The organism is Archangium lansingense (assembly GCF_026626635.1).
Lineage (GTDB): Bacteria > Myxococcota > Myxococcia > Myxococcales > Myxococcaceae > Archangium > Archangium lansingense.
In genome coordinates this window covers 1489264-1513295 of sequence record NZ_JAPNKA010000001.1, presented here as the reverse complement: position 1 = coordinate 1513295, position 24032 = coordinate 1489264, and the positions used below count along the sequence as shown (strand labels likewise).

Here is a 24032-nt window from a genome sequence, read left to right as displayed (position 1 = left end):
CGATGCCCAACGACGAGAATGCTTTGCCCAAACCCGTTGAGCCCATCCCGTTGGTGCAGGAGGTGGTCGCGCAAAATGCGGTTATCGCTGGCAGCGTCGACCAGCTCACCCTAAACATCAATGGTACGGGCATCAATGTGCAGGAGTTTCTCCGCGTTGTCCTATCGCGCGAGCAGCGCAGTGGAGCACCTGCGGATGATGACCCGTTCGCCTCTGAGATTGACGCAAACGTGGGACTCATTGATCGCCACCTTTTCAGCGAGGCGTTGGATGGGTTCCGCAAGCTCCAACAGAAGTGTGGTACCAAGCAGGGGCTGTCAAGGTCACGTTTCCGAATCGCCAACAACACCGGCGTGTGCCTCATGGGCCTCGAGCGTTACTCCGAGGCAAGGGCCGAGTTTAACAAGGCGCTCTCGATTGAGCCTGACAGCGACTTGGTAAGGGTGAACCTTGCAGCGGCGAACTTACACGCGGACGAGCCGTCGCTCACCTTGGACTTGCTTGATAAGCCTATCACAAACGTATCCATGCGGGGGCAAGGCGGCGCACTCCGCGTCGCCGCGTTGTCCAAACTTGGGCGCTACGACGACATAGAGAGATTTCTCCGCGAGGAAGCCTGGGCAGCCTACGATGCCCGTGTTCAGCTTGCTGTCGCGTATGCTATGGCATCCAAAGGTGACGCAGACAGGGTGGACAAGGCTCTGCGTGTCGCTGTGGGCAACGAGGAGACAGCCCTGAATGCCCATATACTCCATGGGATGTGTGCCCTGGGAGTCGCCGCGAGGCTTGGGAATGGCATTGATTTCGTACCGGTGAGCAAGGATTTGCCTCGGGACCGGTTGGAGACGGCGCTCGCGGAATTCCGGCATGCACTGGACCTGTGCCCGTCTGGCCTGCGCGACACTCGCGCAGGACTTCTGGCTCAATGCGGCTTGGTATTGTCCCTGCTCGGTGAGCTGGAAAAGGCATTGGAGGCTTTCGAAGCTAGTCGAAGTACCAGTTCACGACCCAATGTTTTGGCAGTGGTCAACCATGCTGCTGTACTAATGGAGCGCAACGAATTTTCTGCCGCTGCGCGCCTCATTCGAGACTCCGGATTGGTCGACCAGCACCCACACGTCCGACTTCAACTTGGGGCAGCTCTTCTTGCCGCACATGCCGATGCCGACGTCATCGAACTCCTCGCCAATGCTTGGCAAAATCTTCCCGCTAAGGAGAAGCGCATTCGCGGAGCAACGCTGGTGCTCGACTCATGCCGACGCATCCAGCGTGCGGAACTTGGCAGAGAGATCTGTGACGTACTTGCCCGCGAGTACGCTGACTCCTGGGATGCTTGGTTCCACCTGGGACGCTATTTTGCTGGTTTAGGAGACCAAACCCAAGCATTATCCTCGTTTCAAAAGGCGCTCTCGCTCGCTAACGAGGAAGACAGTTGTGATGTGAGGGAGCAACTGGGCTACAGGCAGGCCATGTGGGGGGACTATGCAGGATGCATCACCACATTAGAGCCTCTGAATATCACCACTCTTGGTGATGGTGCGGCGCAAGCCTTTGTGGTGTCGTTATATAACACGGGCGCCCTAAATCGGGCACGCACTGTCGTCGACACTCTCTTAACGCGCGAGCACGTTCCAGAGCAGGTTCTTGAGGTGGCGGTTGCTATTGCCTCGCAAGCGGGTGACCTCGAGAGAGCGACGGAGCTTCAGCGTAGGCTGCTTCAGGAGCGCAAGCCTCGGCTTCGCGACATCAACTGCTTGGCCACCCTTCTGCTACGGAAGGGAGACAGACAACAGGCGGTGGACTCGTTGTCCGTTGATGCGAGCGAGATGGAAGGTGGGCAAGACGCCCACGAGTTGATGGTGTTCGCATTCCTTCTGAGTGCTGTGAGAGACAAGCGGGCTTTGACATATGGTTACCGCTCGTGGGAACGCGGCAGGGACCAAGCACAGATTCAGCTAGGTTACGTTGGGCTCTTCCTGAACAGGGAGCGGGGCGATAGTGATCGTTTGGAGTCAGATGTCATAGTGCCTGGGACTACAGCGACGCTTTCCGTTGTGGGTAGGAGCGGCTCGCGCGTAGTGTCCATTGTTCAGGATGGGGACCTGATTCCAGATGCTGCAACCTGGGTTAAGGCCTCTGACCCGCTGGCTACTCGCCTGATCGGAAAACGGGTGGGAGACGAGATTGCTGGGCCCTCGAACCCGCTGGTCCAGACGGTCTACCGAATCGACAAAATTAAATCAAATTTTGTCCGAGCGTTTCAGGAGACGATGTCTGGATTCAATGAGCGCTTCCCAGACGCGGAAGGGTTGTGGAAGTTCGAGGTTCCGCGCGACGATCCATCAGAGCTTACCAAGTTGTTGCTTTCTATTCCGGGAAACTCGGGCCGTATCAAGGAACTTGTGGCCATGCATACTCAGGGGCGCTTGCCACTCGCTGCGCTCGCAGGCGCGCTCCATCGCTCTGTGCCGACAACATGGTCTGGGCTCATTCACGATGATAGCGGCAGGGTCTTCTTTTCTCGCGGTGCAGGCCAAGAATTTGAAGTAGCCGAGCGCATCATTGGGGAACGCAACCAACCAGTGTACCTTGACTACTCCGCGCTGATGACTCTTATGCTGCTCGATGCTGAATCGCGCACGAAGATTGCTCAACTGATCAGCCCAGTTCGTGTTGTGCAGAGTCTTCTTGATGACTTGCACTCCCACGCCGTTCAGGCAATGCCGAAAGGCACAGGCGAAGGAATGAACGTGTCGGTAGGTGAGGACGGGCGGCTTAGGGTTGCACCGTTAGGTGACGAGCACGGGTTTCTTATGCGAGTGCAAGAGGTTGCGCGTGCGGTGGCTTTGCCGTGCGCTGCCTACTCTCAATTCAACGCGCCTCCTGCTGAGCGGGAAGTGGCTTCTAAAGTACTTGGGGAGCCCACATCAGACCTGCTTTGGGAGGCGGCGGCGACAGGCGGCATGGTGCTTTGTGATGACCAAGCACTTGGAATGCTTGCTCAAATTCAAAACCAGACGCCGACCGCTTCGATTCAAGCGGTGGCGTTGGCGGCTCACAGAAAAGGCCGCATGACTCTTCCAGAATATTCGGCCATAGTGGAACGTTTGGCGGTGGCCAGATACCGGTTCATCACGGTGGATGAAGACGTCATTGAAGCCATCCTTGAGCGCCATCAGTGGCGGCCCACTTCCGAGGTGATGGCTGTATTTTCCTGCCTGGAGGGGCCCGACTGCAACACATCGAGTGCTGCGCTTGTGGGGGCGAAGGTGCTCAAAGCCATCGTTTTGGAGTCGGCATCAGCACCGAATCGGAATGCATTGGTCGATGTGTTGCTCGCGCGGCTCACGACGGGGCACGACGTCCGCCAAGTTACTAAGCGGTCCGCCATAGATGTTGTTCACTTTTTCCGCAGGCGGTTTCGGTAGCTCATGAAGCCGCTGCGGACAGCGGCGAGCAGTTCAGCGAGCGTGGGGTAGCTCCGACGGGGCATTTCGTAGGACTTCACCACGCCGAAGACGGGCTCCACCTCGTTGAGTTCCGGCGAGTACACCGGGAGAAAGAAGAGGCGCACGCCGCGCTTGCGCAGTTGCCTACGGCGTTGGCGGATGAAGCGGCTGGTGTGGATGTTGACGTTGTCCAGGACAACGGTGCATGGCCGCTTCCCCGTGGGTAGCAACAGCAGGAAGTCGAAGACATCCGCACTGGTGAGGGAGCGGCCCTTCACGGTGAAACGTAGGGCTCGCTGGCCGTCGCGAATGCCGTAGGCGGCCAGGGCGTTGGCGCGCCTGCCCTTGGTGGCCTCATAGGCAATGAGCTTGCGACTGCCTCGGAGCGTCCAGCTGTAGCCCGTCGGCTGCGTGGGTGCGAAGCCGCACTCATCGAGGAAGAAGAGGTCTAGCCTCCGGGCGCGGGCTTTTTTTGAGCGTGGTGAGCTTGCGGCGCGCCCGCTCCACCGCCTCGGGCTGCTGTAGATGCTCCAGGCTCGACTTGGTGCGGCGCCAGCCAGCGCCCAGTTCCGCCAGGTAGCGCTCCGTCTGCCGGGCACTCATTTGAATGCCCACCCCAGCCAATGCCTCAGCCAACTGGGATGATGTCCAGGTACGTGGCTCCGAGAGGAACTTCTCGAGCATGCCCACTACCATGGCGTGTCGCTCAACATCCGGCACTGGCCCCGGTAGCTTGTGCTCCAACGCATCCAGGCCCTCGTGGCTCCAGGCCTTGAGCACACGGCGCACAGTAGCCGCATGCACTCCCAGGTACTCCGCAATCCGTGGGGGCGACCAGCCCGAGGCGGACAGAAGAATCATCTCCACGCGGTCGCGCTCCCACGGAGTGGCCCAGGACGAGCGGCCCCGCTCTCGGAGCCGCTCCCTATCCTCTGGGCTCACATCTGCACGCAGCATCGCAGATGTGTACAACATCTATGGCGGACCGCTTAGTCGCATGTTGTACTGTTTACGCCAACTGCTCATGCTTGCCCCCATGCAGCTACAGTGGCTTCAGCAGACCCTTCGTGCATGGGTGGCCATCCGGTCTTGAAGCTGGTGCAAAAGGAATGGAACTGTTCGTAGTCGCACACCTCTTCTCTGTACGAGGTGCCTGACACCTTCTCGGGGGTGCCGGGCCTTCTCCGTGCTGGTGAGGGCGCGCGCCAGGCCGCCCAGGTCCGCGCGCCCCTCCATCACGAGCTTGAAGCCCTCCGCAGAGCCGACGTAGTGCCTCGCCTCGACGGGCGGCCCCCACGCCGGAGAAGGTGTCAAACGACTCGAGCGGCGGGAGCGCAGGGGACGGGAGAGCGCCAGGCCCAACTCGCTCAGTCCCACCTCGTTCTCGACGGGGACTCGCCGTACGAGGTGCCTGACACCTTCCCGGCCTTCCCGGGGCCGGCGGCAGCACCTCGAGGATGCCGATGCGCTCGTCTCGGCCGCGCAGCCGCTCGCTTCTAGCGCAGCGCCGCGAGGGCCGCGCCGACCTTCGCCACCGTCACCGACACGGGCGTCGTCACCTCCGGGGCGAAGATGGCCACGCGGAGCTCCTCGAAGGCCCACCGCAGCTCCCGCGCCGCCTCCCGGTCACGCACGGTGGCGCGCCTGGCGAGGAAGGTCTCCCACAGGGGGGTGAAGGGCTCGGCCTTCCCTGCGTCCTTGCCGGGGTTCGCCACCGCACGCGCCAGCCGTGCCTGGGCGGCGCGGAGGTAGCGCGGGTAGTCCAGCAGGCGCAGGAAGGGAATCCACTCGATGAGGTTCACAGGGAACAGGTGCCCGAGCTGCGAGCGGATGTCCCGCACGGCCGCCGCGCCGCTCGGCCCCTTTGATGCTGCCTTGAGTGCAGCGAGCGTCGCAGCGAGCTCCGAGGAGGTGACAACGACGGCGTTCGCCCAGTCCCGGGCCGCACGCTCGATGCGCGGTGAGCCCTCATGGACCAGCGCCTCGAAGGCCGCCTTCGTGCGGGGCAGCGGCGCACCCGGTGCGAGCTTGAACGCATCGTCGACGCTGCGTGCGAGGACGAGCGCCCGGAAGGCGTCGGCCTGGCCCCGCGCGGGCGGCGCGCCGTCCAGGGACGGGAAGGGCAGCGGCATGCGTGCGGCGCTGACGGCCACGTGTCCGCGCGCGGCGAGCATCAGGAGCCGGCGGACCCCCGTGCGCGTGGCCGCGTCGGCGGCGGAGGAGGTCTCGAGCAGCACCAAGTCCACGGCAGCGCCCCGGTCGACGAGCGCGGGGTAGCTGCGGACCTCGAGCCCACCGACCCGCCGGGTGACCACGGGGGGCAGTTCTCCGAAGGTCCAGGCCGTCAGCCCCTTGCGCTCCCAGTCCGAGGCCGGTGCCGCGCTGCGCAGCGCCGCCCGGGCACGTCCCCCGTGTTGCTCGAGCAGCGCGTCGGCGTCGCGGCTCCGCGCGAGCTCCTTTCCCCGCTCGTCGAGCACCCGGAGCGTGATGCGCAGGTACGGCGCCACGGCATCCGCCCGGAGGGACTCCTCAGGCAGGTCCACGCCGCACAGCCGGAACACCGCACTCGCGAGCGCTGGAATCATCGGCCCGCGGAAGGGCACCAGCTCCTTCTCGAGACGGTCGACCAGGTCCGGCACCGGCCCCAGCTGCTTGCGCTGGGCGCGGGGGACCTGCTCGAGCAGGGCGGTGAGCTTCTCCCGCTGCCACCCGGGGATGGTCCAGTCGAGCTCACCCGGGACCAGCTGGGCGAGCAGCAGCAGCGGCACGCTCAGGGTGAGGCCGTCGTCCTCGGCCGCGGGGTCGAAGGTGTACGTCACCGGCACGGACGCGCCGTGCAGGGTGATGGCGTCCGGGTAGTGCGCCGGGGACAGGCCCGGGTCGTGCGCGAGGGCATCCTCCATCGAGAGGACGAGCACGTCGGGGTCGGCCGCCTCGGCCTTGCGGCGCCAGGCCTCGAAGCTCGCCCCGTCCGTCACGTCCGCCGGGACGCGCTGGTCGAAGAACGTCAGCAGCGCCTCGCTGTCGAGCAGCTCGCTGCGCCGGGCCTTGTCCCGCAGGCGTGCCACGCGCTCGAGCACCTGGCGGTTCTTCTCCTGGAACGCCCCCCGCGTGCGGTACTCGCCGCGCACCAGGGCATGCTCGAGGAACATCAGCCGTGCCCGCTCCTTGTCCATGCTGGCCAGGGCCACGGGGCGCTCCTTGAAGACCTGCAGCCCGAAGAGGGTCGCGTTCTCCTTCACCACGGCGCGCGCGGACTTCTCCGACCAGTGCGGTTCGGAGTGGCTGCGCTTGAGCAGATGGGGGGCCGCCGCCGCGAGCCACTCCGGGTCGAGCTTCGCCATGGTGCGCGCGAACAGCTGGGACGTCTCCACGAGCTCGAACGCCATCACCCAGGCAGGGGGCTTCTTCGCGAGCGCCGACGAGGGGTGAGCCATGAAGCGCGTCTGCTTCGCGCCCGTGTAGTGGCGCTGCTCCGGATTCCACTGGCCGATGCGGGACAGGAGCCCGGTGAGCAGCGCCTGGTGCAGGGCGTCCCCGCGCGCCGGGGCGCCCTGGCCCTTGCGCGGCAGGCGCAGCTCGCGGACGGTCTCCTCGAGCTGGCGCTGGACGTCCCGCCACTCGCGCACCCGCAGGAAGGACAGGAAGTTGTCCCGGCACACGCGCCGCAGGTGGGACGTCCCCCGGCCCTCGGCCTCGCGCACGAACGCCCACAGCTTGAGCAGGCCCGTGAAGTCCGAGTGCTCGTCTCGGAAGCGCCGGTGCAGCTCGTCCGCCTTCTGCGCGAGCTCCCGTGGCCGCTCGCGCGGGTCCTGCAGGTTGAGCGCCGCGGCGACGATGAGCACCTCGTCCAGGCACCCGTACTCGGCGCCGGCGAGAATCATCCGCGCGATGCGCGGGTCCACCGGGAAGCGCGCGAGCTGGTGCCCGAGCGGCGTCAGGGTGCGCTCCTTGCCCTCGATGGCCCCGAGCTCCTCGAGCACCCGCCAGCCCTCGGCGATGGACTTCGGCTGGGGCGGGTCGAGGAAGGGGAAGTCCTCGACGTCACCGAGGCCGAGGGACTTCATCCGCAGGATGACCCCCGCGAGCCCGGTGCGCTTGATTTCCGGGTCGGTGAAGGCTGGCCGCGTGGTGAAGCCCGCCTCGTCGTAGAGGCGCACGCAGACCCCCTCGCGCACGCGGCCGCAGCGCCCTTTGCGCTGGTCGGCGCTGGCCTGGGAGACCGGCTCGATGTGCAGGCGCGTGGTGCCCGAGCGTGGCTCGTAGCGCGACAGGCGCGCCACCCCCGTGTCCACGACGTACACGATGCCCGGGATGGTGACCGACGTCTCGGCCACGTTGGTGGCGAGGATGACCCGGCGCTCGGGGATGGTGGCGAAGACGCGCGCCTGCTCGGCGGCCGACAGGCGCGCGTACAGGGGCTGCACCACCGTGCCGCGGAGCTCGCGCGCGTTCAGGGCATTCTCGGTCTCGCGGATTTCCCGCTCGCCGGGGAGGAACACGAGGACGTCCCCGTCCGGGTCGAGCGAGAGCACGTCGGCCACCGCATCGGCGACGGAGTCGGCGAGCTCGGCGTCCTCGGGGGGAGGCTCGTAGAGCACGTCCACCGGGAAGGTACGGCCCTCCACCTGGATGACCGGAGCTCCCCCGAAGAACTGCGAGAAGCGCTCGGTCTCGATGGTGGCCGAGCTCACCACCACCTTGAGGTCGGGGCGCCTGGGGAGGAGGCGCTTGAGCCACCCGAGCAGGAAGTCGATGGTGAGGCTGCGCTCGTGGGCCTCGTCGAGCACGATCGTGTCGTAGCGTCTCAGGAGCGGGTCGCCGTGAATCTGCGCGAGCAGGACGCCGTCGGTCATGAACTTCACGGCCGTCCGCCGGGACGAGCGGTCCTCGAAACGAATCTGGTAGCCGACGTCCGTGCCCAGCTCCGTGCCGAGCTCGCGTGCCACGCGCGCCGCCACGCTCGTCGCGGCGATACGCCGGGGCTGGGTGACGCCAATCTGGCGCGGGCGGCCGCGCCCCATGGCGAGCAGGACTTTCGGCAGCTGCGTCGTCTTCCCCGAGCCGGTGGCCCCCGCGACGATGACGACCTGATGGGCGGCGATGGCCGCGGTGATGTCCTCCACCCGGCTCGAGATGGGGAGCTCGGGGGGGAAGTGCAGGATGGGCAAGTCGCCGGGGATGGGGACGGGTGAGTCGCCGGACATGGTGGCAAGGCCTAGCACCGAAGCGCACGCTCCGCCCCAGACAAAGCGTATGGGCGCCTGCACGCTCGGGGGGCGAGCTTCAGCGCTGCGCTATTTCTCCGCGGGCGGCCTCCCCCCTCTCCTTCAGGAGTGGTGCGCCACCGCGGCCTTCACCCAGCGCAGGATGCTCGCCTCGTCGAGGTCCGCGGCGCTGCGCACCTTGAGGTGGCGCATGGTCTTCCCGGTGCCCTCGAGCTTTCCTTCCGGGTCGTCGAGCTTCTCCGGGGGCGCCATGATGCTGAGGGCGGCGTAGGTCGTCGAGGTGTAGAGCGCACAGAACCCGCCCTTCAGCTCGTAGTAGGGCATGCCCCACTTCATGGACTCGCGGGCGCCGGGGGCGGCCTTCTTCACCAGGGCACGCAGGGCCTCGAGGTGCTCGCGCCGCTCCGGGGGCTGCTGCGCGAAGAAGGCGTCCGCCGGGGCGCCGAGGTCCTCGCGGCGCAGGTATTGGCGGCCAGGGGTCTTCTTGGCGGCCGCGCCCTTCGCAGGCGCCTTCTTCGCAGCCGCGCCCTTCGCCGGGGTCTTCGCGGGCGTCTTTCTCGCGGCGCTCTTCCTCGCAGGGGGATTCTTCGTGGGTGTCTTCTTCCTGGGTGTCTTCTTCGCCATCGCCTTGCGTGCTGCCATCCGAGCCTCCGAGGCCCCGGACCGCCGGGGCGGGCGGGGAGGCTACCCCAGCAACGGCGGGCGCATGGGTCGGAAGGTGCGCTTCCAGCGGGTGGACGCATAGGCGGAACTGACCGAAGTCGAAGCTACGTTTGAGACCAGCGCCGTGTCGTCCAGCACTGGCTCCGCTGAGTAGCGCCTCTCCCAGAAGCCTCCACTCCAATCCACCAACCTCCCCACCTTCCTAGACACGTTGGCGCGCAGGTATTGCATGAAGCCGGCGAGCGCGGCCCCCCTCTCCCACACCAGCAGGTGGAAGTGATTGGAAGCGAAGGTGAAGGCGTGCAGCCGCACGTTGCCGGCGCTCTGCTGGACGGCTCGCGCCAGCACCCCACCCACCACCTCGTTCACCTCCGCGCTGGGGCGCAGCAGCAGCCGTCCCTGGAAGCACCTGGACGTAACGAAGTAATAGCCCTCCTCTTGGAACATCCTCAGCGGCCAGCCCATCCCCATCCCCTACCAGCGAGTCGCCAGGCCAAATGCACCCGGCGAGCCAGCTTCAAGTCCTTGGAAAGACTTGGCGACTCGTAGGGATACCCGGTCTCGTTCCGTGGCTTGAGTCCCGCGTGTCGAATCCTTTGACACCCTCTCCGCTTTAGTCGAAGGCGTGGGACACTCCGGCGGAGATGTCCGGGTGGTCATTCGGCATGTAGAAGGTGATTGGAGGGCCCATGGAAACAACTGAGCTTGGAGCGAAGGCACTCGTCCTTCGCAGCCTCGAACTCGAAGATGAACGGCTCGCCTCGCTCACCCTCCATTGCGAGGTGAGCGATCCTGAGGACGACAACATCGACCTGTCGGTCCTGCTCAAAGATGGTCGCTCCTTCGGATTCACCGTCTTCAGCATCCGCAATCTCCAGCGACTCATCGAGGGCGAACTGTCCTTCGTATCCCCCGGCATGCTCGTCGTGAGCCGGCTGACGGATGAGGCCATCATCCATGCGGTGCGCTCCGCAGTCGCTCTCGGCATTGAGCGTTTCGGCATCTTGCAGTCCAAGTTGGATTGACGCTTCTTTCCCTTCCGACTCACGGCCAGGACGACCACTCCTCCTGGTCCTCGCCCCGAGGACTTGTCAACGGGGGCGCGCTCGTCGCTCCACGGGCTGGACTCGGCGGCAGCGGCGGTCGATCGACTGCGAGCCTGACACGCTCGAGACCGTTGCCGGCCGCCGGCCGAGGTGTCGGCCGAGGTGTCAGACGATTCGTAGGAGGCGGCGCCGAGGTGTCCGCCGAGGTGTCAGACGATTCGTAGGAGGCAATATGCCTGTACGAGTCCTTTGACACCTTCCCCGGCGCATTTCTCTCGAGGTGCCCACCGGGCAACCCTGATTATTTCCGTGCTCTTTGGAGGTTGAGATTCCGTGCTGCCCTCGTCCCCCGGTGCCGTCCTGGTGGTCGCCCTGCTCGCTGGTGCCGCGCAAGCCGCAGAGCCGCCCCCCGTCTCTCTCTGCGCCGCGACGACGCGTTTTGACTTGGCGGCGGAGTCCTCGGAGGGGGCGCCGGACGTGTGCGTCAGTGCGGACGAGCCGACGACGTTCGTCTTTGATTCCCGCGTCGCCGTGGGGACGGTCGAGTTTCAGCCAGAAGGCCGCCTTGCGGATTGGTCCCCCGGGAAAGAGGGCCTGAGCCTCAATGTCATTCCCAAGGGGGATTATCTGCCAGGGGAGCGGGTAAAGGTGACGGTGCGCTTCGCGGATGGGACTGTCCCGGCGAGCGCGCGCTTTTGGCTCGTGGGCCACGCGGCAAAGGGGACGCGCCGGGTGGAGTGGGCTTGCACGCCCATGGACGGCCTCGGGAGCGGTGTGTCTGAGAACTTGAGCGACGCGACCCGGCACGATACGCGGTGGGAATGAGAAGAGCGGAAAGGCGGCCGAGAAGTCCCCCCGCCTCCACGAGCCGCCGCCTCTCGGAACGCCGCGACGAAGGCACCGTACTGCTCGCGTAGCTCCGTCAATGCCCGCACGTCGTGTTAGAGCCCTGGGCAGACCGGCGTTTGTTTGGTCAACTCCTCAATAATCTTGTTGATGCGGTACGTGACGACCTTTCCATCTTTATTCCCTTCTCCATCGACGTAGCCGCACGTGTGCATATGCTCATGGAGGAAGTGCCCTGCCAGTTTTCCTGTATCCTGGGCGGTGATCTCACAGTCGTACGTCTTCATTTTCCACACGCCTTCGGCAGAATAATAGGTGGAGCCGACCTCGCGCTTGAACGGCCAGATTGGCACCCAGGGACAGTGACGAGCGGTCCACTCAAGATTCAACGGGCGGCGCGCGCACTCAAGGACACTCTGCGGCGTCGAAAGCTCTGAGGGCTGGCCTGTGAATTCATAGCCGCCGTTTAGGATTTTTTCGTCGAACGTCGGAAGCATGCGCACTGCATCAAGTCGGGAGAGTGCACAGCGTACGTGCGAATCAAAGTGGGGCGGCATCTCAGACGCCAAGCGGACGGCAATAGCTGGGCGCGAGAATTCCTGTGGCTGCTTGCTGGGCGAGTAGAGTGTATAGCAACTCGAAGTGAGCGCCAGCAGCGTAGCAAGAAGAGCCCTGCGCGTAATCGTAACCAAAGACATTTCTTGTCCCCTATGCCGTTTGAGATGGACCTAGCTTGCCCCAGGAGGCAAGCTAGGTCCACTCGGTAGGGCACGGGGCACGGCGAACTCTTCCGGACAGGCAGTGCGCGCGTTTAGATTGGGCCGAACTGTTACTCATGTGGTTCTGGGCCGGGAAAGCATTGTTCGCGCCCCCGTCCACGAAGGCGACTTCCTAGTCTACATCTTCACCGCAGACGAGGCCCGAGCCATGAAGAGCCCAGGAGGGAGTTATTCCTGCGGCGCATCGCATTTCGAAAAAGCGCCACAACGCGTGATCTCGCTTGAGGACTTTGCGGATTGAGGTAGCCCTACGCTCAGGTGCGCCAAGCGGCCAGCGAAGGTTTTTGCAGGCGCCCGGTTGTCCGCCCACGAGCCCGAGGCTGGGCGAGCCCCAGCGCTCACCGCGAGGCGCGCGTCCTACGCGTCTGGCCTGGACGCTCGCCACGAGCCCCAGCGCTCACCGCGTCCGCCATGTTGCACGTATGTCGCACGAGCCTGCGGAACCGGATGGGACAGGACGGGACGACACGGGACGCGGCGGGATATCGACTCCTAATCATTCCGGGCAGTTGCGAGGTAAGGGCGCGATTCTGCTGGGATTTTCGCACCGCCCGGCGCGGGTTCGATTCCCGCCGCCGCCAATCGAGGTTGACTCCTGATTGGGCCCTCAGCGGATGCGGCGGGCGAGCTGTTCGAGGTGCGGCGGCAGCACCCGCGCGGGGTCGAGCACCTCGGTGGCGAGCTCGTGCCACAGGTCCCGGTAACGCTCATTCCCGGTCGCACACAAGAGTGCTCCGAAATCCGGGTGAGGGTCCGAGGCCACGGGCTCCACCGCCTCGAAAGCCGCGACGAGCGGACCGAGCCGCGGATCCCCGGGCGCGCGGCGCGCGAGCGTCAGCACGAGCGCGAACAGCGGCCACGCATATCCCGCCGCCGGCTCGATGACTTCCGCCAGCCACACCAGGAGTTGCTCCAGCTCGGCATCGAGCCCGAGCACCCACGCGCTCTCGAGCAGGGGCGCCAGCGCATCTTCGAGCTCGCCCGTCTGCTGACTGATGGGCAGCGCCACATCGAGCGCGAGCACGGTGCACGCGAACGCGCGCCGGACGTGGGGCGTGTCCGCTCCCCGGGTCCATCGTGTGAGCTCGAGCACCTCGCGTGGTTCCCACGGGAGCGGCAGCGGGAAGGTGCCCGTGGCCTGGATCTCGAGGAGCGCCTGGTGGTGTTTGCCCGCGTCGCTGCCGTAGTCGGCGTTGGCGATCGCCGTGAGATCCTCGGGGCGGAGTTGGGTGCGCAGGCGATGCAGAAGTGCGCGCGGGTCGCGGGCTTCCCACCCCTCGAAGTGGCGCCAAGGCACCCCCTCGCTCTCCAGCGAGCGCATCGTGGGGGCGAGCTGTGCCGCCCGCGCCTCATCCCCCAACCAGCGCCGGAACGCCACCGCGAGCTGCTCGCGCTGCGGGTCCGACGGCGCGGGCCCAGCCACCAGCGCCGCCTCGAGACAGCGCTGGACCCCCACCGGATCCCACGTGCCCTCGCGTGAGCTGTCACCGCCGTCGCGGTAGCCCTCGGCCAGCACGAGCCAATCCTCGAGCGTCCTCGCGAGCGTCTCCCCTCGGACCAGCGCGCCACGCAGCGCCTCCTCGTCCTGGAACATCGAGTGCCAGGCGATCGTCAGGGCGGTGAGCGTTCGGATGTCGGAGGTCCCGGTGGTCGCGAGCTCCAGGAGCGACCGCGCGCGCTCCTTGTCGTGCAGTCCTCGGTGGTCAACATTCCGCTCAGCTTATCGCCGAGCTTGGCGAAGCTCCCGGAAGAACGCGCGCACGTCCTCGAGGCGCATAAGAGGAATGGGGGCTCGGTTGGAATAGATCCTAGAATGAGGAAGCAACTCCATGTCTTGGCGTGGTGGTAGATTCTGGCCCGTGAGCGAGTACTCCCAGGATGATGTGGTTGTACTGGATGCTGTGACGGCCGTACGCAAGCGCCCCGGCATGTATCTCGGCGACACAGGGGTGCGCGGGCTCTCCCGTCTCGTCGACTTCCTGTTGCATGCCGCCATGGCGGAGGATCGCGGTGGCCATCTCCAGCAGCTGCACCTCTCCCTGGGCGAGGATGGAAGCCTGGAGCTTCTCGAGGATGGACAGCCTCTTCCCCCCGAGTCTCTACCGGACATCCTGACCGAGATGAGGCCAGGCGGCAGGCCCGGCACGGTCGCGCCTCCCTACGCGTCCCTGAGGGCCGAGGCCGTCTGTGTCTTTGCCCTCTCCGAGCAGTACGAGCTGGAGGCCTGGGAGGATGCCCGGCGATGGCATCTCAAAGGCCAGGCGGGCGTCATCCATGAGCACCCCACGCCTGAGCCACTCCAGGGCACTCGACTTCCTGGGCCACGAGGCACTCGAATCAAGCTCACCCCGGACCTCACCCTCTTCGAGCCCGGCATCACTTTCGACGCCCGACGTCTGCACCTGCGCTGTCGCGAGCTGGCGGGACTGAGGCCAGGGCTGCGCATCCACTTTCGCAGCGCCCGTCTCGAGGAGTGGATCCAGTATCCGCGCGGGCTCGCGGACCTCGTCGACGAGCTGACGCTGTACACGCTGCCTCGAATGGCGACTCCGCTCGTGGTTGAAGCGCGGTGGGAGGATTTTCGTGTGCGCTGCGCCTTGCAGTGGACCGCGGGGGAGGACTGTCAGGTGTGGTCCTTCGTGAATACCGTGCGCACGCGCAGGGGTGGGAGTCATGTGCAAGGTGTCCTGGATGCCCTGGGTGCGGCGATGGCCCGATTGAGGCGGCACAAGAAGCCCTGGCCTCGCGAGCGGTTTCTGCCCGGCCTCACCCTGATCGTGGCCATGGACTCGCCGGCCTACCACTGCGAATGGTGGTACTCTCAACAGTTCCTATTCAGGACAGAATGGGGGCTGCGCGATGGGGTGGCTTCCGTCCTCACCCCCGTGTTGGTGGAGGCGCTGCGGAACATCAATGGGCACCCAGGGCAGTCAACCCGGTGAGCTGGTTGAGCACGAGGAAAGGAGACTGGCCATGGTGTTGTCTCTGCTGATGGGAAGCGGCCCCTGCCCGTGTTGCGCCTACTCGCAGGCGGCGTCGTTGCTGCCCTGTTTCTATTATTCGCGCCGAGAGCTGGATGCATTGCGGTCGCGCGTCGCCTCGAACCGCGGCTCCCTGTCGCGGTGAGCCACTGATGGTTGGTGGCGCGGCTCACGTCAGCGGGGGATGGTGTCAAAGAACTCGTTCCAACATCTCGCGCTCCACGAGTCGTCTGACACCTTCTCCGGAGGGGGCTCCAAAATTCTGGGTAAGGTCGAAACTCGCGCCCATCCACTTCTCCGAAATCCAGACGCGGCTAGCGCGCGCTGCCCGCCGGGGCCCCAAGGCGCTGCTCATAGGCCTCCAGCGTCCGCCGCCAGGCGGGCCGTGCCTCACAGCGCTCGCGGTAGGCGGAGACCCGGGGGAAGCCGTCGAGCACGCCCGCGTTGCGCACCTCGCGCAGCACCGTGGTCATCAGGATGTCCGCCACGGTGAACGCCTCGCCGGTGAGATACGGACGCTCCCGAAGCCAGTCATCGAGCGCTGTCAGCGCGAGCCCGGCCCACTGCACCAGCTCGGGACGCCGCTGCGCGCCGGTGGGATCGGCGGCGCCGAGCAGATCGATCATCGCGATCTGGAACAGCGGGGGCTCCAGGGTGTTGAGCGCGGCGAAGCACCAGCGCGTCACCTGGGCGCGGCCTTGGAGATCCGCGGGCATCAATCTGCCCGTCTTCTCCGCCAGGTACAGCAGGATCGCGCCCGTCTCGGTGAGCACGAAGCCGTCGTCCTCGAGCACCGGCACCTGAGAGAAGGGGTTCAGCCGCCGGTACTCCTCGCTCCTGGTTTCCCCCGCGGGATGATCCAGGCCGTGCACCCGGTAGGGCACGCCCAGCTCCTCGAGCGTCCACAGGGCGCGCAAATCGCGCGTGAGACCCACTACCTTCGAGTTGACGCGACCGAAGCCGTAGAGCGTGAGCATTCCAGCATTGTTGGTGCCATGCCCGCCCGCTGTCGAGGAGTTTGGCCGCCTACCGCAAGCGCCGGGCCGAGGTGTCAGACAATTCGTAAGGCAATATGCCTGTACGAGTCCTTTGACACCTTCCCCGGGCTCCTCCTCCACGCCGCGGGGAACCGCGTACGCCCCCCTGAGGAGCCGTCAGTTTACATGGAAGGCACGGGATGTTGCCCCCGTGGGGGTGTCGCCATTCGTCCTGCTCGCTGGATGTCCACTTCGCGAACGGGTCGTTTCGTACGGGCCCTTCGTCATGAACAGCGAGGAACAGATCGCGTCAGCGCTCGAACGCTACCGAGCGGGCCGCATGGGCCGGCTCGCCCCAGCAAGCCATTCGGTGCACTAACGCAGGCGTACCTTCAGGTGTTCCTCGGCGGCGTTGGGTCGCCCCAGAAAGGCATCGAGCAGGCGTTCCTCGACAGAATCTTGTTCCCAGACCGCGGCCCGCTCGAGTCCCACGCATTCCTCGGGGCTAGCGGCCCTCGTATTACCAGCGGTGTCGAAGATGGTGCAGCGACGGAAGTCGCCCACATCTTGCCTGAACTGAACGAGCGGCTGAGTGAGGTGCTCCTCGAGCGCTCTCCATCCGATGAGCTCCCACGCCTTCACGGCCAGCAAGTTGACGGCAATCTTGAAGAGGACGGGCTTTGACGCAATCCTGTCCAAATCAGGGTCTGGGCCAGTGGTCCTGTAATCGTAGAAGGCAACATGGGGTGGCTCGAGCAGTCTACCGTACCCGAAGGAGCCATCGGCGAGCATGAGTCTGACAAACGTGCCTGTCTTGTGTTTCGGCTTGGCCAACTCTCAGTCTCCGGTGTAGGGGTGGAGCTGCCCCCAGAGCCTTGTGGCGGCGTCGTGGAACAGCCTGCCCAGCGGATTGTCCTTTGCCACGCCACGCTGGACGTTCTCGGTGCGATACGGTGCTTGATTATCGGACTGAGCACCCCCCTGGAAGTCTATCAACTGCTGCTCCCTCCCGCGGATCCGCCAATAGGCAACGTCACTGTACCTGTTCGCGTAGCTGACTGCGGTTCCGACATCGAGCTCGTCACGCACGGCAGGAACCCAGGGCTTTTCATCTCCTGCCGCGCCCCTCTGGAGAGGGCGACCAGGGCTCCAGTTCGTCCTATGCTCTACCTGAAGCCCCTTAGAGCGACCATGTCCACCCACTGGAAAGCCTTCGACATCGCCCTCGTCACCGCGTCCACCTTCCCCGAGTGCATGCCCGACGAGAAACTCCTCGCCGACGCGCTCGCAGCACGCGGACTGAAGGCAGGGCCGGTCATCTGGGATGACCCGTCCGTGGACTGGAGCCACTTCCGGCTCGCGCTCATCCGCACCGCTTGGGACTCGGACGCACGCCGCGACGAGTTCGTCGCCTGGGCCGACCGCGCCGGGGCCAAATGCCCGCTGTGGAATCCGCCCGAGGTGCTCCGCTGGAACACGCACAAGGGCTACCTGCGCGAGCTCGAAGCCCGCGGCGTGGCCATCGTCCCCACCGCATGGATGGATCGCGGCTCGCGGGCGGACGTGAAGGCCCTGCTCTCGGAGCGCGGCTGGAGCGACGCGGTGGTGAAGCCAGCGGTGTCCGCGGGCGCACGTGACACGCTGCGGGTGCGCAGGCCCGAGGACCTTCCCGCCGCACAAGCGCTGGTGGAGCGAATCCTCCCGCACAAGGACATGATGGTGCAGCCCTACCTGGCCTCGGTGGAGAGCCATGGCGAGCGCTCCATCCTCTTCTTCGGTGGCGAGCACACTCACGCCATCAAGCGGCAACCCGCCCTGTCGGGCAACCCGGGCTACGACGCCACCGCCGCCGAGGCCGCCCCTTCGTCCGAGGAGGAGCGCGCCTTCGCCCGCCAGGTGCTTGCCGCCACGGGCTTCGAGCTGCTCTACGCCCGCGTGGACGTGGCTCGGGACGAGCAAGGCGCGCTGAGGCTGATGGAGCTGGAGATCACCGAGCCCAACCTCTTCCTGCGTCAGGGCGGACCGCGCGCGGTGGAACAACTGGCGGACGCGATCGTCCACAAGGCTCGCGGGATGGCTTAGCCTGCGGCCATGCCGCCCACGGAAAAGAAGCCCCGAGCGCCCCAGGACACGCTGCCTCCTCAGCTCGAGGTGTTGCTCGAGGGAATCACCCACCGCGCACTGGCCGGGCGGCTGGCGCGCGTGTACCGGGCCGCCGCGCTGGCGATCGACCGGCTGGGGCACCTCAACATCGTCAAGTACGAGCCCACCTCGCTGGAGGAGGCGGGGGCGGACCTGTCGCTGTGGGAGACGATGGCCCCTGCCATCCGGGACACGGTGGTGGACGTGAACGCCCTGGTGTCGGCCATCCACGAGGCCTTCCCGCCGCCGGAGGGTGCTCGCGAGGACGCGTGGGCGCCCGCGGGGGTGGACGAGCGGCTGGCGCGAGAGGTGAAGGTGGTGCTGGGCGCGTGCGCGGGGCGGCTGTCGCGGCGCGTGGCGGACCTGGGCCAGCGAGTGCGGCGGCCCGAGGTGGTGAGCGATCGCTGGGCGCTGATGGCGGAGCTGCAGGCGTTCCGCGCGGACTTCCGCGCGCAGATGGGGGACCTCGTGTACCTCACGGCGGCGGCGCTCGGGGACGTGCGGCGCGAGGACGTGGTGCCGGGGTACCAGACGCAGGTGGCATCGGCGGCGGCGCTGCGCAGCGCGGTGGCGGACCTGCGGCGCTCGCTGCAGTCACGGCTGGAGAAGCTGGCGAACGCCGAGCCCCGGGCCCTGCCGGCCCAGGCGCGGCGGCTGGAGGAGATGCTGGCGGCCTTCGCGGGGATGCCCGCCTCACTGACGATGAAGACGCGGGACAAGCGCCTGGTGGTGGAGCTGCGCGAGCGGCTGCACGCGCTGGCCTCGATCCCGGAGGTGCCCGCGGGGGAGCTCCAGACGCTGATGGAGCCGTTCCTCGGGGAGCTGGGGCGGGTGGGCGCGGAGCTGACGCAGCGCACGCTGACGACGCATGACCGGGCGGTATGGGCGGCGTGCGGGGCGCGGCTGGAGCAGGCGGCGATGCACCTGTTCCTGGGCTCGCCGGGCACCGAGCGAGTGGTGCGGGAGGCGGTGGCGGCGGCGGAGGCGCTCTACGGCCGGGCGCCGGTGTTCGACGCCTTCCTGCGCAAGGTGCGAGTGATCCTCGAGCAGTCCTTCGGTGATGCGGAGCTGCGCGAGACGCTGGAGGTCTTCCGGGAGCGTCTCGCGGCCCTGCCCTTCACCTGAGCCTACTTGGACTCGGCCTTGGCGCCCTCGGGCAGCGCGGCGGGAGCGTCCAGAGCCTTCCGAGGAATCACCAGGTTGCGGTACTCGGTGGCGAGGGACTCGGGCGTCATCTCCTCCTGCCACTGCTTCGGGTTGGTGTTCCACCCGTAGTCCGCGGGCACCTTGCCGCCACCCTGGTTCTTGTAGCCAATCATGTCCGGAAACGTCGCGGACCAGCGGCCAGCCGGATCCGTCTCACGGGTGATGGGCTCGCGGTTGGCACGGGGGGTGTAGTAGCTCTTGCTCATGAGGCATGACTCCTAGCAGGTGCGCGGCCTCTCCGGAACCCCCACGGGGGCCCGGGGAATGCCCGGACCCCCAGGCCTACCCGGGCCCGCTCGCCGCCCTCTCGGCGGAGGAGGCCCCGGCCCGGGAGCGCCCGCCCCGGGACACCGGAGGCAGCCAGGTCGGTCCGAGCTCGAACACGGCGGCGAAGTAGCGCGCCTGTGCCTCGCTCCCATAGCGATACCGCCGCACACCACCCTCCTTGAGGGTCACCTCCACCCCCCATCTCTTTCCACGTCGGCGAAGCGCTACTCGCGCAATCTCCATGCCCGCCCTCCCCCTCTGGAACGCCCTTCTCTTGAAATTGGCGTGCCAGCGCGCGCCCCTCTGTCCGCCGGGTTGCGGTGTGCGGCCGTGAACAGGATGCGATGAGACGGTAGTCGCTACAGGCCCGCCTGCCTGCCCTCCGAGGGTGCACGGAAAACGCGGCCCGGCGACTTGTGGCCGCCGATTGATGCGTTACGTGAAGGGGTATGACCGGATCAACTGAGAAGAACACGGGCGAGGCCGTCTCCGAGTTCACCCTGCCCGAGGGCTGCATGCTGTGCGGCGGTGCGGTGACCATCCGCAGCACTCCGGGCGGCGGCGCCCACAGCTACTGTCCGCATTGCCACTGGCTGTCTCGCACGCGGCTGCGCATGCGCAAGGAGGGTCTGGAGATCGCCTACGCCACGCAGGCCTTCGCGTAGGCGCACGCTCTCAGCGCAGCAGCCACAGGACGATGGGCACCGTGGCGAACGAGAGCGGAATGCCCAGCCCCACCATGAGGGCAGAGAGTTCCGGGTCCAGCTCGTGATCGGCAGCAAGGATTGCGGCGGTGACCATGGGAGCCATGGCGGCCTGGAGAACGGACACCTCGAAGGTGAGCCGGCTCATGCCAGGTAGCAACCACAGCAGGAGCGCGATGGCGAGCGGGGCCAGCGCCAGCTTGTAGCCGAGCCCCAGCGCGAGCGCGCGCATCCGGCCCTTCACTCCCGAGGGCCGCAACTGGAAACCCACCGAGAAAAGAGCCAGCGGGGTGAGCATGTCCCCGAGCCGGCCGAGCACCACGTCCACCCACGCGGGCCAGTCCCACGGCTGGGAGAGGAACGCGGCCACCAGGGCGACGAAGGGCGGGAAAACGGCCACCCTCTTGAGCAAGGCCCCCGTGCGGGTGTCCTTCGCGGCGGCGCGCGCGGCGAAGAGGGTGGCCACCGTGCCCAGCGCGAGGAATGAGCCAAGCTGGTCGATGACAACGGCCACTTGCAGCGCCTCGCGGCCCATCAGGCCCTCGATGAGGGGCAGGCCCACGAAGGCGGTGTTGCTCAACCCGCCCGTGAGGACGAGCGCTGCCACAGTGCCGGGCGGAAAGCCCAGGCGCGGGCCCAGCGTACGGAAGAAGAGCCACGAGACACCGAAGACAAGCCAGGGCGTGGCGGCGGCGGCGAGCAGTTCAGGGGCGAGCGTGAGGTGGTGCACCGCGCGCAGCACCAGCGCGGGCAGCGCCACGTTGAGCACGAAGGCGTTGAGGACCAGCGCCGTCTGCTCCGGGAAGCGGCCGCTGCGCCGCGCGATGGCACCGAGGAGCAGGCTGGCGGCCAGCACGCTGACGAGCGCACTCACGAGGATCGCCTCCCGGAGGAACGCGAGGCGGGGCGACCCTCTCCGGACAGGAGCGGGCGCTCACGCTGGATGAGCTCAGTGAGGAAGTGGAGGGTGACGCGCACCCGCGCGTTGTGCTGCAAATCCGGGTGGATCTCCAGCCATATCAGGCTGGGAACAAGCGCCCGCGGAGCTCTTCGAGCCCGCGGGGCGAGCACAGCTCGGACGAGAAGAGCACGTTGAGCGCACGCTGGGCCAGGTCGACGGAGGACGCGGCGACGAGCACCCGGCCACACTCCTCGAGCTGCTCGCGAATCAACCCGATCTCCCCGTACATCTCGGCGAGCTTCATCCGGTCCTCGACCGTCAGCTCACGCTTCATCTCCGCGATGACCTGGCGCAACTCCACCGTCTTCCCATCCGCGCGCTGCACCGTGGGCTCGGGCTCCTCCAGCTCCGAGTCGTCGGAGAGCAGCGGCCAGATGTCCGTCAGCAGCGTGGGGTCCTGCACCAGCAGGTGTCCCACGCGCTGAGCACAGCCCTGACACGAGGCGCCAGCGAAGCGAGGCAGGTGCAGCGCGGGAGAGGCTCCAGCGCCACAGAGCAGACAGGTGGCCAGGTCGGTGGTCGTGGAATCCATGGTCCTCACCCTTAACGTCCTTGCCTGACCAACGCCATTTCCACGCACCGTCACTCGCTCGTCCACCCGACGTTCTCCGTGCTGGCACGGGGAGCAGCCGGGGGAGCACACCTGTTACGCTGAGCCCGCATGCCGCCTCCCCCCACACGTGAGACCGTCACGCTGTCTGGCGACCTCCGACTGGTGCCCCTCGTCGAGTTCGAGCCGGGGCCCTATGCCCGCTTGGATCTTCCCGAGGGTTCACACGAGGAAGTTCCCATGGACATGGAGCACTACTGGGAGCGGAGCCTCGCGAAAGCGGGCATCCGGCTGGAGCCATTGCTCCCGGGGAGCTGGCTCGTCCCGGTCTCACGGCTCACGGACCCTCACGTCCTTCGCCAGCTGCTCCGGGTCCAACTGCAGTCGCTCGACTCCACGAAGGCGGAGGAGCCGCTCGAACACGTCTCCCCGATGGCGGGAGGACAGGTTCTGCTCGAAGGCGAGCACGTCGTGCTGACCCCCAGGTGCTGCGGCGACCTGGGGAACCTGAGCAGTTGGGAAGACGCCACCCGCCTCCACGCCGACGGATTCTGGATCGGCCACCCCCAGGTATTCGCCGCCTGGGAGGAGCCGTGGCTGCTCCTCCGGGAAGAAGAGCCGGACAGGAACGGGGTGTTCCATGCATGGCACCTCTCACCCCTGGCGCTCGCGAGAGCAGCCCTCGCGGCCCGGAAGGAGCAGGAGGACCTCGCTCGCAGGCTGATGCCTCTCCTGTCGGAGCGATTCCCAGCCGAAGTGGCTCAGTTGCTCGCATCCGAACTCGCGGGACTGGGGAGGCCCGAGCGCTCAGCCTCCCCCTGAGCCCACCACCTACGGCTTGTCCGAGACGACGATCGAGAAGGGATACCGGTCCTCGGTCCTCAGGTCGGGATCATACGGACCCGTCGGGAGGGCGGTGACGATGAGGGTCCGCTTCTGGTCCGCCACGAACTTCAACTCCTTGGGGCCCGAGGCGAGGTCCAGGAACTCACCATCGGAGTCCGGCGTCAGCCCGGGCACGGCCTGGACAACGAAGCGGCGCCCCGCGTCGCTCGACGCGTTCAGGGACACGTACACCTTCTGAGGCGTGCTCGCACCGGCCGACAGCTCGATGTAGCTCGTGCCGAGCATCATCGGCGCGTTCTCATTGATGCTGATGGTGCCCGGCCTGGCCTCCTGCTGGGCCGCCAGCGCGAGCTTCGCCGCCTTGAGGTTGTCCAGCCCGTCCTTGAAGTGATGGAAGTGGCGGTCATCCACGTGATCGCCGGTGTACCAGCGCCAGCGCGAGAATTCGGGGACGGTCTCCACGTAGCTCGAGTTCTGGTCCTTCAGCATCGCATCGAGCGCGTCTGCGAAGTCCGGCTCGTTGAGCGTCTGGTCATTCTCCGCGCTCGGCGGGTTGCGCGAGCCGAACCACATGCGCGAGAGGAACTGCGGATTGCCCTCGAAGAAGCGATCCTTCAGGTAGAGCAGGTACATGGACGAGCCGTACATGTACCAGGTCTCGTACTTGTCATCACGGTCCAGCGCCCAGTCCGGGTGGGCCTGGAAGTCGTCGAAGTAGGTCTTGATGTAGCAGTCCGCGTACACCTGGTCCGCGAAGACGGCGGACATCTCGAAGGTGTGGGGGGCCTCGTACCAGTCGTCCGCGGCCTGCGAGGCATGCGCCATCTCATGGACCACGGTCTCCTCGAGCTCGGGTCCGCCGTAGGGACCCCACGGATCGACGACCATGAAACCGCGCCGGTCATCCCACCAGGTGGAGGGCTCACCCGAGAGCACGTTGACGAGGCAGCTTCGGTGCCCCTTCCACACGAACACGTCGAAGGCATCATCAGGGCCGCACTCGCCCTTGTCCGTGAGCCCCGGCCGCATGCCGAGCCGGTTGACGTGATAGTCCCAGCCCTTCTCGACGAACGCGAGCACCTGCTGGGCCGTCTCCCGCTCGGACTCCTTGTAGTAGTGGACGAGCACCGGAAGCGTCTCGGAGCGGATGGAGTACGGGAACATCTGGTTGAAGTCGGGCCGCCCGCAGATGGGAGTCCCCTCCTCCAACGGGTGCGTGTAATCGAGAGGGTCCTTGTTGCCGTCATCGGTCGGCTCGCAGCCAGGGGCGGCGAGACCCAGCCCGAGGCAGGCCAACCAGGGCAGGAGCCTGGACGAGCGCGAGCGAGGCCCCTTCGAAGCGGTGGAGCTGAGCAGAGAGAGCATGTCCTTCATTCCTTTGAATGCG

Annotated in this window: 24 protein-coding genes; 9 read left to right on the top strand and 15 right to left on the bottom strand. The window is 66.5% G+C overall.

The genetic code is table 11. The annotated features are described in order from the left end of the window. The first annotated feature begins 2 nt into the window (after positions 1-2). Positions 3-3428 (top strand): tetratricopeptide repeat protein, encoded by a 3426-nt coding sequence (locus OV287_RS06100; RefSeq protein WP_267533036.1) that lies wholly within the window; start codon positions 3-5, stop codon positions 3426-3428. Here OV287_RS06100 and OV287_RS06095 read toward each other — a convergent pair. From OV287_RS06095 to OV287_RS06075, 5 genes are all read right to left on the bottom strand, one after another. Continuing rightward, positions 3401-3976 (bottom strand): transposase, encoded by a 576-nt coding sequence (locus OV287_RS06095; RefSeq protein ID WP_267542271.1) that lies wholly within the window; start codon positions 3974-3976, stop codon positions 3401-3403. The two genes, OV287_RS06100 and OV287_RS06095, sit on opposite strands and share 28 nt — an antisense overlap. Next, entirely contained in the window at positions 3879-4316 is a 438-nt protein-coding gene (locus OV287_RS06090) for a helix-turn-helix domain-containing protein (RefSeq protein ID WP_267533035.1), read from the bottom strand. Before OV287_RS06090 ends, OV287_RS06095 begins: the two co-directional genes overlap by 98 nt. Positions 4317-4945: 629 nt before the next feature. Further along, complete coding sequence (hrpA, locus tag OV287_RS06085; protein WP_267533034.1) at positions 4946-8656, bottom strand: ATP-dependent RNA helicase HrpA; 3711 nt, start codon at positions 8654-8656, stop codon at positions 4946-4948. Positions 8657-8779: 123 nt separating this feature from the next. Beyond that, positions 8780-9319: a DUF1801 domain-containing protein gene (locus OV287_RS06080; protein ID WP_267533033.1), complete on the bottom strand. Its 540-nt coding sequence runs from the start codon at positions 9317-9319 to the stop codon at positions 8780-8782. Positions 9320-9361: 42 nt separating this feature from the next. After that, the gene (locus OV287_RS06075) at positions 9362-9805 is read right to left on the bottom strand and encodes a transposase (RefSeq protein WP_267533032.1); all 444 of its coding nucleotides are present in this window, start codon (positions 9803-9805) and stop codon (positions 9362-9364) included. Between the two features lie 224 nt (positions 9806-10029). Here OV287_RS06075 and OV287_RS06070 point away from each other — a divergent pair, with 224 nt between their 5' ends. Together OV287_RS06070 and OV287_RS06065 are read left to right on the top strand one after the other, a co-directional pair. After that, positions 10030-10365 carry a hypothetical protein gene (locus OV287_RS06070; protein ID WP_267533031.1) on the top strand — a complete coding sequence of 112 codons (336 nt, stop codon included), beginning with the start codon at positions 10030-10032 and terminating at the stop codon, positions 10363-10365. A 354-nt stretch (positions 10366-10719) separates the two neighbouring features. After that, positions 10720-11211, top strand: a complete 492-nt coding sequence (locus OV287_RS06065) for a DUF2381 family protein (RefSeq protein ID WP_267533030.1) — start codon at positions 10720-10722, stop codon at positions 11209-11211. Positions 11212-11327: 116 nt separating this feature from the next. Here the strand turns inward: OV287_RS06065 and OV287_RS06060 are convergent, their stop codons facing one another. Together OV287_RS06060 and OV287_RS06055 are read right to left on the bottom strand one after the other, a co-directional pair. Then, positions 11328-11729, bottom strand: a complete 402-nt coding sequence (locus OV287_RS06060; protein WP_267533029.1) for a hypothetical protein — start codon at positions 11727-11729, stop codon at positions 11328-11330. An 889-nt stretch (positions 11730-12618) separates the two neighbouring features. Then, complete coding sequence (locus OV287_RS06055; protein ID WP_267533028.1) at positions 12619-13605, bottom strand: hypothetical protein; 987 nt, start codon at positions 13603-13605, stop codon at positions 12619-12621. 235 nt (positions 13606-13840) lie between these two features. On the opposite strand from OV287_RS06055, the gene OV287_RS06050 reads away from it, so the two are divergent. Beyond that, entirely contained in the window at positions 13841-14953 is a 1113-nt protein-coding gene (locus tag OV287_RS06050; protein WP_267533027.1) for a DNA topoisomerase IV subunit B family protein, read from the top strand. A 353-nt stretch (positions 14954-15306) separates the two neighbouring features. Here the strand turns inward: OV287_RS06050 and OV287_RS06045 are convergent, their stop codons facing one another. Beyond that, positions 15307-15969, bottom strand: coding sequence for a glutathione S-transferase family protein (locus OV287_RS06045; protein ID WP_267533026.1), 663 nt, complete (start codon positions 15967-15969; stop codon positions 15307-15309). On the opposite strand from OV287_RS06045, the gene OV287_RS56365 reads away from it, so the two are divergent. Continuing rightward, positions 15962-16348, top strand: a complete 387-nt coding sequence (locus tag OV287_RS56365) for a pirin-like C-terminal cupin domain-containing protein (RefSeq protein WP_373371807.1) — start codon at positions 15962-15964, stop codon at positions 16346-16348. The genes OV287_RS06045 and OV287_RS56365 overlap by 8 nt on opposite strands. On the opposite strand, the gene OV287_RS06040 is transcribed toward OV287_RS56365, so the two are convergent. Together OV287_RS06040 and OV287_RS06035 are read right to left on the bottom strand one after the other, a co-directional pair. Continuing rightward, entirely contained in the window at positions 16345-16803 is a 459-nt protein-coding gene (locus OV287_RS06040) for an immunity 26/phosphotriesterase HocA family protein (RefSeq protein WP_267533025.1), read from the bottom strand. The genes OV287_RS56365 and OV287_RS06040 overlap by 4 nt on opposite strands. A gap of 3 nt (positions 16804-16806) precedes the next feature. Further along, a complete protein-coding gene (locus tag OV287_RS06035; protein ID WP_267533024.1) occupies positions 16807-17058 on the bottom strand; it encodes a hypothetical protein in 252 nt (83 codons plus the stop codon). Positions 17059-17160: 102 nt separating this feature from the next. Here OV287_RS06035 and OV287_RS06030 point away from each other — a divergent pair, with 102 nt between their 5' ends. After that, complete coding sequence (locus tag OV287_RS06030) at positions 17161-18051, top strand: ATP-grasp domain-containing protein (RefSeq protein ID WP_267533023.1); 891 nt, start codon at positions 17161-17163, stop codon at positions 18049-18051. A gap of 9 nt (positions 18052-18060) precedes the next feature. Beyond that, positions 18061-19236 (top strand): hypothetical protein, encoded by a 1176-nt coding sequence (locus OV287_RS06025; protein ID WP_267533022.1) that lies wholly within the window; start codon positions 18061-18063, stop codon positions 19234-19236. A 2-nt stretch (positions 19237-19238) separates the two neighbouring features. On the opposite strand, the gene OV287_RS06020 is transcribed toward OV287_RS06025, so the two are convergent. Together OV287_RS06020 and OV287_RS06015 are read right to left on the bottom strand one after the other, a co-directional pair. Continuing rightward, positions 19239-19523 (bottom strand): hypothetical protein, encoded by a 285-nt coding sequence (locus tag OV287_RS06020; RefSeq protein ID WP_267533021.1) that lies wholly within the window; start codon positions 19521-19523, stop codon positions 19239-19241. A gap of 76 nt (positions 19524-19599) precedes the next feature. Beyond that, a complete protein-coding gene (locus OV287_RS06015; RefSeq protein WP_267533020.1) occupies positions 19600-19779 on the bottom strand; it encodes a hypothetical protein in 180 nt (59 codons plus the stop codon). Between the two features lie 254 nt (positions 19780-20033). On the opposite strand from OV287_RS06015, the gene OV287_RS06010 reads away from it, so the two are divergent. Next, positions 20034-20249 (top strand): hypothetical protein, encoded by a 216-nt coding sequence (locus OV287_RS06010; RefSeq protein ID WP_267533019.1) that lies wholly within the window; start codon positions 20034-20036, stop codon positions 20247-20249. Positions 20250-20259: 10 nt separating this feature from the next. On the opposite strand, the gene OV287_RS06005 is transcribed toward OV287_RS06010, so the two are convergent. Both OV287_RS06005 and OV287_RS06000 read right to left on the bottom strand, forming a co-directional pair. Next, positions 20260-21162 (bottom strand): AEC family transporter, encoded by a 903-nt coding sequence (locus tag OV287_RS06005; protein ID WP_267533018.1) that lies wholly within the window; start codon positions 21160-21162, stop codon positions 20260-20262. 145 nt (positions 21163-21307) lie between these two features. Then, positions 21308-21781, bottom strand: coding sequence for a hypothetical protein (locus OV287_RS06000; protein WP_267533017.1), 474 nt, complete (start codon positions 21779-21781; stop codon positions 21308-21310). A 129-nt stretch (positions 21782-21910) separates the two neighbouring features. Here OV287_RS06000 and OV287_RS05995 point away from each other — a divergent pair, with 129 nt between their 5' ends. Next, positions 21911-22621 (top strand): hypothetical protein, encoded by a 711-nt coding sequence (locus tag OV287_RS05995; protein ID WP_267533016.1) that lies wholly within the window; start codon positions 21911-21913, stop codon positions 22619-22621. 9 nt (positions 22622-22630) lie between these two features. On the opposite strand, the gene OV287_RS05990 is transcribed toward OV287_RS05995, so the two are convergent. After that, positions 22631-24010, bottom strand: coding sequence for a hypothetical protein (locus OV287_RS05990; protein WP_267533015.1), 1380 nt, complete (start codon positions 24008-24010; stop codon positions 22631-22633). Positions 24011-24032: the final 22 nt, after the last annotated feature.

Coding starts and splice junctions, on each gene's coding strand:
- OV287_RS06100 (WP_267533036.1), top strand. CDS start 3: ATGCCCAACGACGAGAATGCTTTGCCCAAACCCGTTGAGCCCATCCCG.
- hrpA (WP_267533034.1), bottom strand. CDS start 8,656: ATGTCCGGCGACTCACCCGTCCCCATCCCCGGCGACTTGCCCATCCTG.
- OV287_RS06080 (WP_267533033.1), bottom strand. CDS start 9,319: ATGGCAGCACGCAAGGCGATGGCGAAGAAGACACCCAGGAAGAAGACA.
- OV287_RS06075 (WP_267533032.1), bottom strand. CDS start 9,805: ATGGGCTGGCCGCTGAGGATGTTCCAAGAGGAGGGCTATTACTTCGTT.
- OV287_RS06070 (WP_267533031.1), top strand. CDS start 10,030: ATGGAAACAACTGAGCTTGGAGCGAAGGCACTCGTCCTTCGCAGCCTC.
- OV287_RS06060 (WP_267533029.1), bottom strand. CDS start 11,729: ATGCTTCCGACGTTCGACGAAAAAATCCTAAACGGCGGCTATGAATTC.
- OV287_RS06055 (WP_267533028.1), bottom strand. CDS start 13,605: ATGTTCCAGGACGAGGAGGCGCTGCGTGGCGCGCTGGTCCGAGGGGAG.
- OV287_RS06050 (WP_267533027.1), top strand. CDS start 13,841: ATGTCTTGGCGTGGTGGTAGATTCTGGCCCGTGAGCGAGTACTCCCAG.
- OV287_RS06045 (WP_267533026.1), bottom strand. CDS start 15,969: ATGCTCACGCTCTACGGCTTCGGTCGCGTCAACTCGAAGGTAGTGGGT.
- OV287_RS06030 (WP_267533023.1), top strand. CDS start 17,161: ATGTCCACCCACTGGAAAGCCTTCGACATCGCCCTCGTCACCGCGTCC.
- OV287_RS06025 (WP_267533022.1), top strand. CDS start 18,061: ATGCCGCCCACGGAAAAGAAGCCCCGAGCGCCCCAGGACACGCTGCCT.
- OV287_RS06020 (WP_267533021.1), bottom strand. CDS start 19,523: ATGAGCAAGAGCTACTACACCCCCCGTGCCAACCGCGAGCCCATCACC.
- OV287_RS06010 (WP_267533019.1), top strand. CDS start 20,034: ATGACCGGATCAACTGAGAAGAACACGGGCGAGGCCGTCTCCGAGTTC.
- OV287_RS06000 (WP_267533017.1), bottom strand. CDS start 21,781: ATGGATTCCACGACCACCGACCTGGCCACCTGTCTGCTCTGTGGCGCT.
- OV287_RS05995 (WP_267533016.1), top strand. CDS start 21,911: ATGCCGCCTCCCCCCACACGTGAGACCGTCACGCTGTCTGGCGACCTC.
- OV287_RS05990 (WP_267533015.1), bottom strand. CDS start 24,010: ATGCTCTCTCTGCTCAGCTCCACCGCTTCGAAGGGGCCTCGCTCGCGC.